Genomic DNA, 14100 nt, shown 5'->3' on the forward strand with positions numbered 1-14100 from the left:
TAGATTGGCGGTCCGCGCAACTCCGGCCGCGGATCGCAAAGTGCCGGTGAAAGATTTCTCCGGGGAACGCGCATGAGCACGGCCGAATCCAAATCGATGGAAGTCGCAGAGATCGAGGACACCAGCCTCCTCGCCTTCTATCGCGACATGAATTTGCAGGAGCGGCGCACGTTCTGGGCCTGCGCGTCGGGCTGGACGCTCGACGGCATGGATTTCATGATCTATCCGCTCGTCATCGGCACCATCATCACGCTGTGGAAGGTCGATGCCGGCACCGCCGGCCTCGCCGGCACCGTGACGCTTTTGGCCTCCGCGATCGGCGGCTGGCTCGGCGGCTATCTCTCCGACCGGATCGGACGGGTGAAGACGCTGCAGCTCACCATCATCTGGTTCTCGTTCTTCTCGCTGGTCTGCGCCCTGGTGCAGAATTTCGACCAGCTGCTGATCGCCCGCGCGTTGCTCGGCCTCGGCTTCGGCGGCGAGTGGGCGGCCGGCGCGGTGCTGATCGGCGAAGCGATCCGGCCGCAATATCGCGGCCGCGCGGTCGGCTCGGTGCAGTCGGGCTGGGCGGTCGGCTGGGGCCTTGCGGTGCTGGCGCAGGCGGTGCTGTTCTCGATCCTGCCTGCGGAGAACGCCTGGCGCTGGATGTTCGTGATCGGCGCGCTGCCGGCCCTACTGGTGTTCTACCTGCGCCGTTACGTCACCGAGCCCGAGATCTCCGCCGCCACGATGGCGCAGCAGCAGGCGTCCGGCACCGGACCCGCCGCGCTGTGGGAGATCTTCCAGGGACCGATCCTGAAGACCACCCTGCTGGCCTCACTGGTCGGCACCGGCATGCAGGGCGGCTATTACGCCATCACGTTCTGGGTACCGCGCTTCCTCACCACCGAGCGCAAGCTCTCGGTGGTCGGTTCGACCGGCTATCTCGCGACGCTGATCATCGGCTCGTTCATCGGCTATCTGGTCGGCGCCTGGCTCGCCGACCGGATCGGCCGGCGCAACCTGTTCCTGATCTTTTCGATCGGCGCCATCGCGGTCGTGCTTCTCTACACCCAATTGCCGCTCTCCAACGAGGTGCTGTGGGTGCTGGGCTTCCCGCTCGGCTTCTTTGCTTCGGGCTATTTCTCCGGCATGGGCGCGTTCCTCACCGAGCTGTATCCGACCCGGCTGCGCGGCTCCGGCCAGGGCTTCTGCTACAATTTCGGCCGCGGCGTCGGCGCGCTGTTTCCGTTCCTGGTCGGCGCGCTCTCGACCACGACCACGCTCGCCAACGCAATCGCGATTTTCGCGGTGGCGGCCTATGCCGTGTTCTTCATCGCCGCTTATGCACTGCCGGAAACGCGCGGGCGCGTGCTGCATGCGGGTGGGTAGAAGTGAGCACTGACCGACCAACTTGCTCCGCTTCGCCTCTCCCCTTGTGGGAGAGGCCGGATTGCATTGAAGATGCAATCCGGGTGAGGGGTCGCGGTCCATCCGCCCAGTACGCCGTGCGGAGAGATACCCCTCACCCCCAACCATCTCCCACAAGGGGAGAGGGAGCCTGACATGGTGCGTCCCTAACTGTGGAGGAGCCAGCAGATGACATCGCTCAAAGGCAAGACGCTGTTCATCTCCGGCGCGAGCCGCGGCATTGGGCTCGCGATCGCGCTGCGGGCGGCGCGTGGCGGCGCCAATGTCGCAATCGCGGCGAAGACCGCCGAGCCGCATCCGAAGCTGAAGGGCACGATCTACACAGCAGCCGACGAGGTCCGCGCCGCCGGCGGCAAGGCGCGGCCTGTCATCTGCGACATCAGGGACGAGGGGCAGGTGATGGCGGCGATCGAGCAGACCGTCGCCGAGTTCGGCGGCATCGACGTCTGCGTCAACAATGCCAGCGCGATCAGCCTGACCAATTCGCAGGCCACCGACATGAAGCGTTACGATCTCATGATGGGGATCAACACCCGCGGCACCTTCATGGTGTCGAAATACTGCATCCCGCATCTGAAGAAGGCGGAGAATCCGCACATCCTGATGCTGTCGCCGCCGCTCGACATGAAGACGAAATGGTTCGAGCACTCGACCGCCTACACGATGGCGAAGTTCGGCATGAGCATGTGCGTGCTCGGGCTGGCCGGCGAGCTGAAATCGGCCGGAGTCGCCGTCAACGCGCTGTGGCCGCGCACCACGATCGCGACCGCCGCGGTCGGCAATCTGCTCGGTGGCGATGCCATGATGCGCGCGAGCCGCACCCCCGAGATCATGGGCGATGCGGCCTATGCGATCATCACGCGGCCGTCGCGCGAATTCACCGGGCATTTCTGCATCGACGACAAGGTGCTCTATGCCAACGGCGTGCGCGACTTCGAGCATTATCGCGTCGATCCCTCGGTGCCGCTGATGTCGGACTTCTTCGTGCCCGACGACGACGTGCCGCCGCCCGGCGTCACCGTGCAGGCGCTGCCGGCGCGCTAAGCTAGACTGCAGACGCCTTCAGCTGCGCGCGCCAGTGCGCCACGCGCTCCTTGAGCAGCGTGTCGCGCACATAGGCGAGCTCCTCATCTTCGATCCGCTCCAGCGTTTCGAGCGACAGGTTGTCTGCGCCATGCGCCGACCAGGCGCGCTGCAGCTCAGCATTGCGATGACTGCCCATCCGCAGCGTGAACCAGATCCGGTTCCGGATTTTGTCGAGATCGAGCGCGGGCCCGACCCAGACCGCACCGGTCGCGCGGCAGCGGATCGCGAACACGCCGGCAACGCTCGCGCGCTTCTTGTAATCGGCGATGGCCAGCTTGCGGTCCTCGGTCTTCATGGCGGCTCCTGTCGTCTTTGGTGCGATGATTTATATCCGGGTATTATTGACAAGGCAATTATGCCCTGGTAAAAAGTGCCATCCGAACCCGATGGGGACGACCAACATGGACACCGCCTGCTATCTGGAGCCGACCTGGGACGCCGGGCGCGACTTTGCCCAGCGCGAGATCACCGGCGAGCTGGTGATGCTCAATCTGCTGCGCTTCCGCGAGATCGCCGATTATTCGCAAGACCCCGAGCTCGCCCCGCCGCAGCCGATATCCGGCGCGGAGGCCTACGACCGCTATGTCGCCCACACGCTCCCGCATCTGCAGAAGAGCGGCGGCGACATCCTGTTCATGGGTGACGGCGGGTCGTTCCTGATCGGGCCCGAGGCCCAGCGCTGGGACCGCGCGATGCTGATCCGGCAGAAGAGCCGCGGCGCATTCCTCGCCTTCGCCGTGGCGGAGGCTTATCTGGCCGGCATCGGGCATCGCACCGCGGCGCTCGCCGATTCACGGTTGCTGCCGCTGGTCGAGCTGCCGCGATGAGCGCGCGTTTATCGGCCGACCTCGTACGGCCCGCCCTTCTCCAGCGCCCGCGCATAGGCCGGGCGGGCGTGGATGCGTTCGAGAAACGCGACGCATCGGGGGTGACCGTCCTCGAGCCCGCCGCGCGCGGCGGCCGCTTCCAGCGGAAAACTCATCTGGATGTCGGCGCCGGAGAATTCGCTGCCGGCGAACCATTCGCTCTTGCCGAGCTCGCCTTCCCAATAGGCCATGTGCTGCTTGAGCTGCGGATTGACCAGCGTGGACAGCGCCTGGTTCGACACCTTGCGCACCAGCGGCCGCAGCAGCGCCGGCGCGCGCTTCGGCATCAGTGTGAACAAGAGCTTCAGCAGCAGCGGCGTCATCGCCGATCCCTCGGCGTAGTGCAGCCAATAGGTGTAGCGCAGCCGCTGCGGCGTATCGGCCTGCGGAATCAGGCGGCCATTGCCGTAGGTCGCGATGATGTATTCGAGGATCGCGCCGGATTCCGCGATGGTGTTGCCGTTGTCGGTGACGACGGGCGACTTGCCGAGCGGATGGATCGCGCGCAGCTCCTTCGGCGCCCGCATGTCGGGCTGCCGCTGGTAGCGCACGATCTCGTAAGGAACGCCCAATTCCTCGAGCAGCCACAGCACGCGCTGCGAGCGGGAATTGTTGAGGTGATGAACCGTCAGCATGGGCGTCCTCTCAAATGTCAGCGCAATCGGGCGGCGTTTGGTGCCAGCCCGCCGCAAGAAAGTCGAGACGTCCGCGCCTGGATTACCCCGAATTACCCGGGCAATATGCTGCGCAACCGAAGAGATCCGCGATGAACCCAGCCTATGTCGCCTTTGAAAACGAGCACCGCATCGCAGCCGGTGACCTCCCCGAGGTCGCCCGCACGGCCAAGCAGCTGCTCGATCAGCGCAAGGACGCCGCGATCCTGGTATTCAACGGCCGCACCTCGGCGCTGGTCGATATCGACTTCCGCGGCTCGGTCGACGACGTGCTGGCGCGGCTGCCCAAGCCAGCCCGCCCGCTCGACGAAGAGCCGGCGGTGCCGGCCGCGCCGCGCGGGCCGGGACGGCCAAAGCTCGGCGTCGTCGCGCGCGAGATCACGCTGTTGCCGCGGCATTGGGACTGGCTCGCGCAGCAGAAGGGCGGCGCATCGGTTGCGATCCGCAAGCTGGTCGACGAGGCGCGGCGCTCAAGCGGCGACAAGGACCGCACGCGCGCAGCGCAGGATGCCGCCTATCGCTTCATGACCACGATGGCCGGTAACCGGCCGCATTACGAGGAGGCGATCCGCGCGCTGTTCGCGCACGACCGGCGGCGCTTCGCGGCGCTGATCGCGGACTGGCCGGCCGATATCCGTGATCACGCCATCGCGCTCGCCTATAGCGATCAAGCGGACTGATTCGTTTTGATTAGTGTGAACGAATAACCTCGAGCAGGATGTCGTCCCTGCGAAAGCAGGGACCCATAACCACTGAAGAGCATTGCAGCGCATCGAACTAGCCGCGTGCCTTTTGCAAAGGCCGCGGAGTATGGGTCCCTGCTTCCGCAGGGACGACAGCGGTGTGTGTTGCCTGACCTGGCTCGCCAAGCTGCACAAGCTCGGTACCATTTTTGGAAGTCGAACGTGTCCAACCCTCCCTCCTTACGCAAAGCTTTCCTGTCGTTCCTCGCACCGATGCTGCTGAGCAATGTGCTGCAGTCGCTGTTCGGCACCATCAACGGCGTCTATCTCGGCCAGATGATCGGGGTCGACGCGCTGGCGGCGGCATCGGTGTTCTTCCCGGTGATGTTCTTCTTCATCTCCTTCGTGATCGGCCTCAGCGCGGGTGCCTCGGTCATGATCGGCCAGGCCTGGGGCGCCGGCGAGCCCGACCGGGTGAAGGCGGTTGCCGGCACCACCATGACCGTGACGCTGCTGCTGGCGCTGGCGATCGCCATCCTCGGCGGCCTGTTCGCTCGGCCGCTCCTGATCGCGCTTGCCACGCCGCCCGACGTCCTCGACGCCGCGGTGTCCTATGCGCGGATCATGATGATCACGATGCCGGTGACCTTCGCATTCCTGCTGCTCGCGGCGATGATGCGCGGCGTCGGTGACACCGTGACGCCGCTGGTGGCTCTGACGGTCTCGACCGTCGTCGGGCTCGTGGTGACGCCCGCGCTGATCCGCGGCTGGCTCGGCCTGCCGATGCTGGGCGTCGCCAGTGCCGCGATTGCCTCCGCCGTCTCGGGCGTGGTGACGCTGCTCTGGCTGCATGTCCACATGCTCAGGCACAAGCACCCGCTCGCCTTCGACACAGCGTTCCTGCGCGCGATGCGGCCGAACGGCGCGCTGCTGCGCATCGTGCTGCGGCTCGGCATTCCGACCGCGATCGGCATGGTGGTGGTCTCGCTCGCCGAACTGGTGCTGCTCGGCCTCGTCAACGGGTTCGGCTCGGACGCCACCGCCGCCTATGGCGCCGTCAACCAGGTGATCGGCTATGTGCAGTTCCCGGCGATCTCGATCGCCATCACGACCTCGATCTTCGGCGCACAGGCGATCGGCCGCGGTGAACCCGGCCGGGTCGGCGCCATCGTCAGGACCGGGCTCGAGATGAATCTCGCGCTGACCGGAGGGCTGGTGGTGCTCGGCTATCTCTTCGCGCGGCCGCTGATGGGCTTCTTCATCACCGACAGTGCGGTGCTCGCGCTCGCCCAGCAGCTGCTGTACATCGTGCTGTGGAGCATGGTGCTGTTCGGCATGGCGACGGTGTTTTCCGGCGCGATGCGCGCCGGCGGCACGGTGTGGATGCCGCTGTTCATCTCGACCCTGGCGATCGCGGCGGTCGAGGTGCCGGTCGCGACCCTGCTCAGCCGCGCCATCGGCATCAGCGGCATCTGGATCGCCTATCCCGTCACCTTCGCAACCATGTTCCTGTTGCAGATGGCCTATTACGCCCTGGTATGGCGCAAGCAGAGCATCAAGCGGCTGATTTGACATCACGCACTGCTGCTCACATGATGAGTATCATATTCTACCGATGGTGCCTGCGACGATAGGCCCATGCTACAACGAGCCCAAACGAGACAAGCTGAGGGAGAGAGCGCCGTGAGCCAGAATCCGCAATTCCTGTTCGATTTCGGCAGCCCCAACGCGTTCCTCAGCCACGAGGCGATCCCGGCGATCGAACAGCGCACCGGCGTCAAATTCGAATATGTCCCGATCCTGCTCGGCGGCATCTTCAAGGCCACCAACAACAAATCGCCGGCCGAGACGCTGGCGGGGGTCAAGAACAAGCCCGAGTTCATGAAGATCGAGACCGAGCGCTTCCTCAAGCGCTTCAACGTCAGGCCCTACACCTGGAACCCGTTCTTCCCGGTCAACACGCTGAACCTGATGCGCGCGGCGGTCGCCGCCCAGTTTGAGGGCGTGTTCGAGAAGTATATCGAGGCGGCTTTCCACCACATGTGGGTCGAGCCGAAGAAGATGGACGATCCTGAAGTGGCCGGCAAAGCCATCGCGTCCTCCGGCCTCGATGCCGCAAAGCTGTTCGCCCGCGCGCAGGACGCTGACGTGAAGGGCAAGCTGATGGAATACACCCAGTCGGCTGTGGAGCGCGGCGCGTTCGGCTCGCCGACCTTCTTCGTCGGCAAGGAGATCTTCTTCGGCAAGGAGCAGCTGCGCGAAGTCGAGGACATGGTGTCGGGAAAGTGAGATGAGCGGGCGGCGAATAGCGAGTAGCGAATAGCCGGTTCAGATCCCTATCTATTCGCCACTCCCCATTCGCCCCTGGCTTCCGGGCAACAACAAAGAAGGACAAATTCCCATGCGCGTTCTCGTGGTCGGCGCCGGTGCGATCGGCGGTTATTTCGGCGGCCGGATGCTTCAGGGCGGTCGCGACGTCACCTTCCTGGTTCGGCCCCGCCGCGCCTCCGAGCTCGCCTCCGCCGGGCTCGTGATCAGGAGCCCGAACGGCGATGTCACGCTGAACAACCCGCCGACGGTGCAGGCCGACAAACTGTCGGACAAGTTCGACGTCGTACTGCTGAGCTGCAAGGCGTTCGACCTCGAGGACGCGATCAAGTCGTTTGCGCCTGGTGTCGGCGATAAGACCGCGATCATTCCGCTGCTCAACGGCATGCTGCACCTCGATGCGCTCGAGAAGAAGTTCGGCGTCCAGCATGTGCTCGGCGGCCTTTGCGCGATCGCGGCGACGCTGAACGAGAAGCGCGAGGTGGTGCAGCTGCAGCCGATGCAGTCGCTCGCTTTCGGCGAACGCGCCGGCGGCATGTCGGACCGGGTGCGCGCGATCGCCGACACGTTCTCCGTCGTCAACGGCGCGGCTGCCAGCGAGCACGTCATGCAGGACATGTGGGAGAAGTGGGTGTTCCTGGCATCGCTCGCCGCCTCCACCAGCCTGATGCGGACCTCGGTCGGCAACATCCTGGCCGCGCCCGGCGGCAAGGATTTCCTGCTCGGCATCCTCGACGAATGCAGCGCGATTGCCGCCGATGCCGGCCACGAACCGGGCGGCCCGTTCTTCCAGCGTACCCGCGGGCTCCTGACCACCGAGGGCTCGCCGATGACCGCATCGATGTTCCGCGATATCAAGGCGGGGCTGCCGGTCGAAGCCGATCACGTGATCGGCGACCTGATCGTGCGCGCGGATGCGGCCAAGATCCCGGTGCCGAAGCTGCGCACGGCCTACACGCATCTCAAGGCGTATGAGAAGCAGCGGGGATGATCTCCACCCTCCCCTGGAGGGGGAGGGTCGGCTCACACCGAGCGAAGCGAGATGTGAGACGGGGTGGGGTGATCTCTCAACACGGGCACTGTTCGAGTGGAGAGACCGTCACCCCACCTCGTCGCTCATTGCATTCGCGCCGATCCCAGAGCGAGCTTCGCTCGTCTCGACCCCTCCAGGGGAGGATGGCCGAGCGCCGCGTCGCTACAAATGCGCCAGATAATGCGCGAGCGCGGTGATCTCCTCGTCGCTCAAGGGATACGCGACATCGGCCATCGCCGCCTGCGCGCCGCCGGAGCGCTGCCCGGACTTGTAGTCATGCAGCGCCTTGACGAGATATTCCTCGCGCTGGCCGGCGATGCGGGCGACCGCCTTGGTGCCGGCGAAGCCGTCGCCATGGCATGAGGCGCAGCGGCGGCCGGCCGCGGCCTGCTTGCCCTTCTCGGACAAATCAGGATTGTCGTCCTTGCCGCCCTTGAACGGCGGCAGCGACGCGAAATAGGCGCCGAGATTGCGGATGTCGTCGTTGTTGAGCTGCTCGACGATCGGCTGCATCTGCTCGTTCTTGCGCGCGCCGGCGCGGAAGAACACCAGCTGCCACTGAATGAATTGGTCGAGCTGGCCGGCCAGCGACGGAATGTTCTCGGTCTGCGAGATGCCGTTGTCGCCATGACAACCGGCGCAGAGTTCGGCCTTCGCCTTGCCGGCGGCGACATCGGCGGCATTGGCGGACGGGGTCAGCGCGATCGCCGACGCGAACAGCATTCCGAGGGACACAACGCGCATGGCCAGTTTCTCCGCATGTCATTGCCGGGCTCGCCCCGGCAATCCATCTGGCTTGAAGAGGGGTTCTTGTTTGGATGGATGCCCGGATCCCGTCTTCGCCAAGGCTTCGACGCGGCTAACGATCTCAGGCGCGCCGAAGCCTCGGCGTAGGCGGCAAGTCCGGGCATGACGAGGTGGTTCCTTTACCCGATCGCGACAGAGGCTGCGGTCGCCTCACGGCCACCGCAGCCTCATGAGCTTCGACCGTTACTTCTTGCTGTAGCTGATGCGATAGATCGCACCGGCCCAGTCGTCGGCGACGAGGATGGAGCCATCCTTGTCGAGCAGGATGTCGGCAGGACGGCCGAGATAGCCCTGGTCACCCTCGATCCAGCCGGAGGCGAAGATTTCCTGCTTGGCATTCTTGCCGTCGGGGCTCGCGGTGATCTTCACGATGCGGCCGCCCTGGTACTTGTGCCGGTTCCAGGAGCCGTGCTCGGCGATCAGGATCGCGTTCTTGTAGTCGGCCGGGAATTGGCTGCCGGTATAGAACTTCATGCCGAGCGGAGCCACGTGCGCGCCGAGATTGTACACCGGCGGGGTGAACTCCGAGCACTTGTGACCCATTGCGAACTTGGTGTCCGGCAGGTTGCCCTGGTGGCAATAGGGATAGCCGAAATGCTCGCCGATCTTCGAGATCATGTTGAGCTTGTCGCTCGGCAGATCGTCGCTGATCCAGTCGCGGGCGTTTTCGGTGAACCAGTACTTGCCGGTGCGCGGATCGACGTCGCCGCCGACCGAGTTGCGCACGCCGAGCGCCCAGATCTCCGCATTGCCGGTCTTGGGATCGACGCGGCGGATCTGCGACACCGAGGTCGGCGGGATGCCGATGTTGAAGGGAGGTCCGAACGGAATGTAGAACCAGCCATCCTTGTCGACGGCGATGTATTTCCAGCCATGCGCCGCGTAGGACGGCATATCGTCATACACCACCTTGCCGCTGCCGAGATTGTCGAGATTGGCTTCGGCATTGTCGTACTTGATCAACTTGTCGACCGCGATGACATAGAGCGCGCCGTCCTTGAAAGTGAGGCCGGTCGGCATGTTGAGGCCCTTGAGGATGGTCTTGACCTCTTTCTTGCCGTTGTTGTCCTTGATCGCATAGACGTTGCCGAGGCCGAACGAGCCGACGAACAGCGTACCCTTGTCGCCCCAGGCCATCTGCCGCGCCGCGAGCACGTTCGAGGCATAGACCTCGATCTTGAAGCCCGGCGGCAGCTTGATCTTCTTCATCATGCTGGCGAGTTCGGCGTCGGACGCGCCGGTCGGCGGACCGGACGGCGGGGCAAGGCCCTTCTGCGCTTCGGTCTCGTCGCCGAGGAACCAGTCATCCGGCGGATGGGTCCAGAATTCCTTGGTGCCGGATTCGTATTTCTTCAGCGCACGGTTCTTGTCAGTTTGTTGCTGCGCATTGGCGAAGGTTGTCCCCGCCAGCAGCGCAACCGCCGCGAACGCAAGTATCGATCGATTGAAAGCCGATTTCATCGCGTCACTCCCCTATGCAAGCCGTTGCAGCTTGCCTGTTATTGATTTTGAACGCCCTGAGAGATGATGGTGGCGGTCTGGAGGTAGGTCAGACTGCAAAATGGTAGCACATCCAACGACGCTGAAAAGCGCGTGCAGCGGTGTGCGCTGCGTCAAAACAAGTTGAGACGAAATTTGAGACGATATTTTCCTGTGCCCTCTGCCTGCGAACAAGGCATTCTGCACCACGGCGTAATATTCGAACGAAGTTAACGCCCGGAATCTATCGCGACGACAGCCGCGCCAGGCCGAGCGCCTGCGCCTTGGCCCTCGACGGCGGCCTGAACAACACGCTGCGCCGCTCCCCACTGGTGATCGCCGCGATCTTGAAGCCATCATCGGCGGCGATGATATCGCCGGTCCGAAGCGTCATGTCGTCCTCGATCGCAATCGGCGACAGGCCGGTTGAGGCGCTGGCGCTGCACGAGCATTGCGGCACGATCTCGCGCTGAAACCGGAATGCATTTGCGAGCGTCTTGTAGGTCTCGCCCTCTTCGGTCCTGGCGCTGTCGATGTCGGAGCCGGAATACAGCTTCACCTCGGCAGCGGGACAGGTCGCCTCGCAAGACCTGACATCGGCTGCCCCGCTGACGCGCGGCAGCGGGAAGAAGCGGCCGTCGCAGGTCCGGACGCAGAAGTTTTGCCGGCCGCCCCAATGCGCGCGCGTCGTGATGTAGACCCGGGTCCGCGGCTGCTGCGTGGGCTCGGAGCCGGGCGCCGGCTCAAGGCCGGGCATGGGAAAGAAACTGGGCGCCGGCGCGTAGGCGGAGTCGCTCGGCAATTGCTGCGCTGAAGCCGGCGAACATATCCCGACGCCGGCAAGCGCGATCAGCGCTGCAACGCTTGCGCGAGCAACGCGGCGCTCCAAGGCGGGATCTGGCGTCCAGCTGATCGACATCATTCACTTGCATGCCGCCTCGAGAGGCGAGCGGCAGCCATTTCAATGCCGACACAACCACAGATTTCTATCAGTTTTGAGAATGCACCATTTGACGGCTAACGAGCCCGGAAGCGGCCATCGCGGGCCGCGGCAAACGGCACGGCGGCGCGGACAACAAAAGAGCCCGCAATAGGGGCGGGCCTTCATCAGACTGTCAGCTCTGTCGGCGAGATATTCGGTCAGCGAGAGATTTTGGAGCGGGCGAAGGGGCTCGAACCCTCGACCCCGACCTTGGCAAGGTCGTGCTCTACCACTGAGCTACACCCGCATCCGAAATGGCGGCGATCGCTCGCCGGCAACGGCAGACCTATGCCAAATGCTGTCTGTGAATGCAACACAAGAGCGCGGTCTGCCCCTCACGAAATCGCACGGTTTCGCTAAAAATTGACCCCGAATCGGCCGAAACCGGCCGCGGCGACGATTTCTTTTTATGTTTCCGCCGGAACCGGCCTCAAAGCCATCTCGTCCCGGAGCGATTCGAGCCAGCCCTCGAACCAGCCGGTCAGGGTCTGCGCCAGTTCGACGCGGCGGTCGGCGTCGCAATCGAACACCGCCCACCATTCGATAAAGGCCCGGTCGCCGTCGACCACCGGGGTCACCCGCAGGGTTGCGCTGAAATCCGTCATCGGCAGGGTCGGAGGGCCGGCAAATTCGTAGGTCTGGAAGCGCTCGACGTCGGACTGCGCGAGCAGCCGCTGCCGGATCCGCCGTTCCCGGTACAGCACGTTGCGCACCGCACCGACGGTGTCGCCGGACTTGCCGTCCTCGATCTCGCTCGTCCCCGCACCACGGACCCAGACCGGGTAATTGTTGAAATCGCGGATGATTTTCCAGACTTCGCCGGCCGGCTGCTCGAACACGGTGCTGTAATAGGCCTTCGCCATGGGTGATCCCCGTTGCCATCAAGGACGGCCATCTTCGGCCGTCCCGGGTGGGTAAGCCCACCCGATCTCCGATCGAACGGGATTGGACCGCGAGCGATTGAATTTTGCCGGGTCACCGCCATGTACTGGGCGTGATCTGTCGGAAAACCGGTTCCCACTTTTCCGGGATCATGCTCTAGGCTCACAGAACGGCTGAACGTGCCGTGCGGAGCGTGCTAGAACGCCCCCGGATTTCCGACCTCAGAAGCAGGCGAGGACAACGTGACGATAATGGAGCAGGGCGGCCCCACGCCCCAGGCAGCGCCCGATCTGATCAAGGAGACGACGACCCAGACCTTCGTCAAGGACGTCATCGAGGAATCGCGCCGCCAGCCGGTCATGATCGACTTCTGGGCGCCGTGGTGCGGCCCCTGCCGGCAGCTGACGCCGATCCTGGAGAAGGCGGTCAAGAACGCCAAGGGCCGGGTCAAACTGGTCAAGATGAACATCGACGAGCATCCGCAGATCCCCGGCCAGATGGGCATCCAGTCGATCCCGGCCGTGATCGCCTTCGTCAACGGCCAGCCCGCCGACGGCTTCATGGGCGCGGTGCCGGAGAGCCAGGTCAACGCCTTCATCGAGAAAATCACCAAGGGCGTGCCGGCCGCCGGCGAGCCCAATCTCACCGAGGTCCTGGCCGAGGCCGACGCCGTGCTCGCCGAGGGCGACGCCGAAGGTGCGGCGCAGATCTACGCCGAGGTGCTGGCGCACGACGCCACCAATATCGCGGCGCTGGCCGGCCTCGCCAAATGCTACATGACGACCGGTGCGGTCGAGCAGGCCAAGCAGACGCTCGCGATGGTGCCGGAATCCAAGCGCAGCGACGCCGCGGTGAAGGCCGTGCAGGCGGCGATCGATCTCGCCGAACAGGCGCAGTCGGTCGGTCCGATCGCCGAGCTCGAACAGAAAGTCGCCGCAAACCCGCTCGATCATCAGGCCCGCTTCGATCTCGCGACCGCGCTCAATGCGATGGGCAAGCGCGCGGAGGCGACGGAGCAATTGCTCGCCATCGTCAAGCGCGACCGCAAGTGGAACGACGACGGCGCGCGCAAGCAGCTGGTGCAGTTCTTCGAGGCGTGGGGCGGCACCGATGAGGCAACCGTCGAGGGGCGCAGGCGGTTGTCGACTATCCTGTTCTCGTAAAGTACGCCCGTCACAACAGCGGGACCGCAGATGCCGATCAATGCCGAATATCGCGGGCCCGGCGAGCTCCCCGAGGTGATCCCGGTGTTCCCGCTGCCCGGCGCGCTGTTGTTGCCGCGCGGCCAGATGCCGCTCAATATCTTCGAGCCGCGCTATCTCGCGATGATCGACGATGCGCTGCGCGACGGTCACCGCCTGATCGGCATGATCCAGCCGGACGTCGCGCATTCGCAGAAGGAGGCGAAGCCGGTGCTGTTCCGCATCGGCTGCGTCGGCCGCATCACCCAGCTCGCCGAATCCGGCGATGGCCGCTACATCCTTGAACTGACCGGCGTCGCGCGCTTCAAGGTGGTCGAGGAGCTGACCGTGCAGACGCCGTATCGGCAGTGCAAGGTCGACTTCTTCTCCTTCACCGGCGACTTCACTGCGCGCAAGGGCGAGGAGGCCGTCGACCGCAAGGCGCTGCTCGAGGTACTCGCCGACTTCCTCGAAGCCAACAATCTGAAGGTGGACTGGGAAGGCATCGAGTCCGCGCCCAACGAGGCGCTGGTCAATGCGCTGGCGATGATGTCGCCCTATGGTCCGGCGGAAAAGCAGGCGATGCTCGAGGCGCCCGACCTGAAGACCCGCGCCGAGATCCTCATCGCCGTCACCGAGATGGACCTCGCCAAGAAGCGCACCAGCGGCGATCCGCCGGTGCAGTAGGC

General features: G+C 64.7%; 15 protein-coding genes and 1 tRNA gene. 9 read left to right on the forward strand and 7 right to left on the reverse strand.

Going from position 1 to position 14100, the window contains the following annotated elements:
• The first annotated feature begins 72 nt into the window (after positions 1 to 72).
• Positions 73 to 1371: an MFS transporter gene (locus QMZ05_RS17670; RefSeq protein ID WP_353701912.1), complete on the forward strand. Its 1299-nt coding sequence runs from the start codon at positions 73 to 75 to the stop codon at positions 1369 to 1371.
• A 207-nt stretch (positions 1372 to 1578) separates the two neighbouring features.
• Complete coding sequence (locus QMZ05_RS17675) at positions 1579 to 2454, forward strand: NAD(P)-dependent oxidoreductase (protein WP_353701913.1); 876 nt, start codon at positions 1579 to 1581, stop codon at positions 2452 to 2454.
• A gap of 1 nt (position 2455) precedes the next feature.
• Here QMZ05_RS17675 and QMZ05_RS17680 read toward each other — a convergent pair whose 3' ends face one another.
• Complete coding sequence (locus tag QMZ05_RS17680; RefSeq protein WP_353701914.1) at positions 2456 to 2791, reverse strand: GIY-YIG nuclease family protein; 336 nt, start codon at positions 2789 to 2791, stop codon at positions 2456 to 2458.
• A gap of 106 nt (positions 2792 to 2897) precedes the next feature.
• Between QMZ05_RS17680 and QMZ05_RS17685 the strand changes: the two genes are divergently transcribed.
• Positions 2898 to 3323, forward strand: a complete 426-nt coding sequence (locus tag QMZ05_RS17685) for a DUF1330 domain-containing protein (protein WP_353701915.1) — start codon at positions 2898 to 2900, stop codon at positions 3321 to 3323.
• 8 nt (positions 3324 to 3331) lie between these two features.
• On the opposite strand, the gene QMZ05_RS17690 is transcribed toward QMZ05_RS17685, so the two are convergent.
• The gene (locus QMZ05_RS17690) at positions 3332 to 3997 is read right to left on the reverse strand and encodes a glutathione S-transferase (protein WP_353701916.1); all 666 of its coding nucleotides are present in this window, start codon (positions 3995 to 3997) and stop codon (positions 3332 to 3334) included.
• Positions 3998 to 4128: 131 nt separating this feature from the next.
• On the opposite strand from QMZ05_RS17690, the gene QMZ05_RS17695 reads away from it, so the two are divergent.
• From QMZ05_RS17695 to panE, 4 genes are all read left to right on the forward strand, one after another.
• Entirely contained in the window at positions 4129 to 4716 is a 588-nt protein-coding gene (locus tag QMZ05_RS17695) for a DUF2239 family protein (RefSeq protein WP_353701917.1), read from the forward strand.
• A 276-nt stretch (positions 4717 to 4992) separates the two neighbouring features.
• Positions 4993 to 6291 (forward strand): MATE family efflux transporter, encoded by a 1299-nt coding sequence (locus QMZ05_RS17700; protein WP_353701946.1) that lies wholly within the window; start codon positions 4993 to 4995, stop codon positions 6289 to 6291.
• Positions 6292 to 6357: 66 nt separating this feature from the next.
• The gene (locus QMZ05_RS17705; RefSeq protein WP_353701918.1) at positions 6358 to 7008 is read left to right on the forward strand and encodes a 2-hydroxychromene-2-carboxylate isomerase; all 651 of its coding nucleotides are present in this window, start codon (positions 6358 to 6360) and stop codon (positions 7006 to 7008) included.
• A gap of 112 nt (positions 7009 to 7120) precedes the next feature.
• Positions 7121 to 8038: a 2-dehydropantoate 2-reductase gene (gene panE / locus QMZ05_RS17710; RefSeq protein ID WP_353701919.1), complete on the forward strand. Its 918-nt coding sequence runs from the start codon at positions 7121 to 7123 to the stop codon at positions 8036 to 8038.
• 204 nt (positions 8039 to 8242) lie between these two features.
• On the opposite strand, the gene QMZ05_RS17715 is transcribed toward panE, so the two are convergent.
• The 5 genes from QMZ05_RS17715 to QMZ05_RS17735 form a co-directional block, all read right to left on the reverse strand.
• The gene (locus QMZ05_RS17715) at positions 8243 to 8824 is read right to left on the reverse strand and encodes a c-type cytochrome (RefSeq protein WP_353701920.1); all 582 of its coding nucleotides are present in this window, start codon (positions 8822 to 8824) and stop codon (positions 8243 to 8245) included.
• Between the two features lie 246 nt (positions 8825 to 9070).
• A complete protein-coding gene (locus QMZ05_RS17720; protein ID WP_050425225.1) occupies positions 9071 to 10348 on the reverse strand; it encodes a PQQ-dependent sugar dehydrogenase in 1278 nt (425 codons plus the stop codon).
• Positions 10349 to 10610: 262 nt separating this feature from the next.
• The gene (locus tag QMZ05_RS17725) at positions 10611 to 11285 is read right to left on the reverse strand and encodes a DUF2865 domain-containing protein (RefSeq protein WP_353701921.1); all 675 of its coding nucleotides are present in this window, start codon (positions 11283 to 11285) and stop codon (positions 10611 to 10613) included.
• Positions 11286 to 11520: 235 nt separating this feature from the next.
• Positions 11521 to 11595, reverse strand: a tRNA-Gly gene (locus QMZ05_RS17730).
• 160 nt (positions 11596 to 11755) lie between these two features.
• Complete coding sequence (locus QMZ05_RS17735) at positions 11756 to 12211, reverse strand: SRPBCC family protein (protein ID WP_353701922.1); 456 nt, start codon at positions 12209 to 12211, stop codon at positions 11756 to 11758.
• A gap of 261 nt (positions 12212 to 12472) precedes the next feature.
• Between QMZ05_RS17735 and trxA the strand changes: the two genes are divergently transcribed.
• Together trxA and QMZ05_RS17745 are read left to right on the forward strand one after the other, a co-directional pair.
• The gene (gene trxA, locus QMZ05_RS17740) at positions 12473 to 13393 is read left to right on the forward strand and encodes a thioredoxin (RefSeq protein WP_353701923.1); all 921 of its coding nucleotides are present in this window, start codon (positions 12473 to 12475) and stop codon (positions 13391 to 13393) included.
• Positions 13394 to 13423: 30 nt separating this feature from the next.
• Entirely contained in the window at positions 13424 to 14098 is a 675-nt protein-coding gene (locus tag QMZ05_RS17745; protein ID WP_353701924.1) for an LON peptidase substrate-binding domain-containing protein, read from the forward strand.
• The last annotated feature ends 2 nt before the right edge of the window (positions 14099 to 14100 follow it).

The organism is Bradyrhizobium sp. INPA03-11B (assembly GCF_040446015.1).
Lineage (GTDB): Bacteria > Pseudomonadota > Alphaproteobacteria > Rhizobiales > Xanthobacteraceae > Bradyrhizobium > Bradyrhizobium macuxiense_A.

Coding starts and splice junctions, on each gene's coding strand:
- QMZ05_RS17690 (WP_353701916.1), bottom strand. CDS start 3,997: ATGCTGACGGTTCATCACCTCAACAATTCCCGCTCGCAGCGCGTGCTG.
- QMZ05_RS17680 (WP_353701914.1), bottom strand. CDS start 2,791: ATGAAGACCGAGGACCGCAAGCTGGCCATCGCCGATTACAAGAAGCGC.
- QMZ05_RS17745 (WP_353701924.1), top strand. CDS start 13,424: ATGCCGATCAATGCCGAATATCGCGGGCCCGGCGAGCTCCCCGAGGTG.
- QMZ05_RS17735 (WP_353701922.1), bottom strand. CDS start 12,211: ATGGCGAAGGCCTATTACAGCACCGTGTTCGAGCAGCCGGCCGGCGAA.
- QMZ05_RS17715 (WP_353701920.1), bottom strand. CDS start 8,824: ATGCGCGTTGTGTCCCTCGGAATGCTGTTCGCGTCGGCGATCGCGCTG.
- QMZ05_RS17700 (WP_353701946.1), top strand. CDS start 4,993: ATGCTGCTGAGCAATGTGCTGCAGTCGCTGTTCGGCACCATCAACGGC.
- QMZ05_RS17720 (WP_050425225.1), bottom strand. CDS start 10,348: ATGAAATCGGCTTTCAATCGATCGATACTTGCGTTCGCGGCGGTTGCG.
- QMZ05_RS17675 (WP_353701913.1), top strand. CDS start 1,579: ATGACATCGCTCAAAGGCAAGACGCTGTTCATCTCCGGCGCGAGCCGC.
- QMZ05_RS17695 (WP_353701917.1), top strand. CDS start 4,129: ATGAACCCAGCCTATGTCGCCTTTGAAAACGAGCACCGCATCGCAGCC.
- QMZ05_RS17705 (WP_353701918.1), top strand. CDS start 6,358: ATGCTACAACGAGCCCAAACGAGACAAGCTGAGGGAGAGAGCGCCGTG.
- QMZ05_RS17725 (WP_353701921.1), bottom strand. CDS start 11,285: ATGTCGATCAGCTGGACGCCAGATCCCGCCTTGGAGCGCCGCGTTGCT.
- panE (WP_353701919.1), top strand. CDS start 7,121: ATGCGCGTTCTCGTGGTCGGCGCCGGTGCGATCGGCGGTTATTTCGGC.
- QMZ05_RS17670 (WP_353701912.1), top strand. CDS start 73: ATGAGCACGGCCGAATCCAAATCGATGGAAGTCGCAGAGATCGAGGAC.
- QMZ05_RS17685 (WP_353701915.1), top strand. CDS start 2,898: ATGGACACCGCCTGCTATCTGGAGCCGACCTGGGACGCCGGGCGCGAC.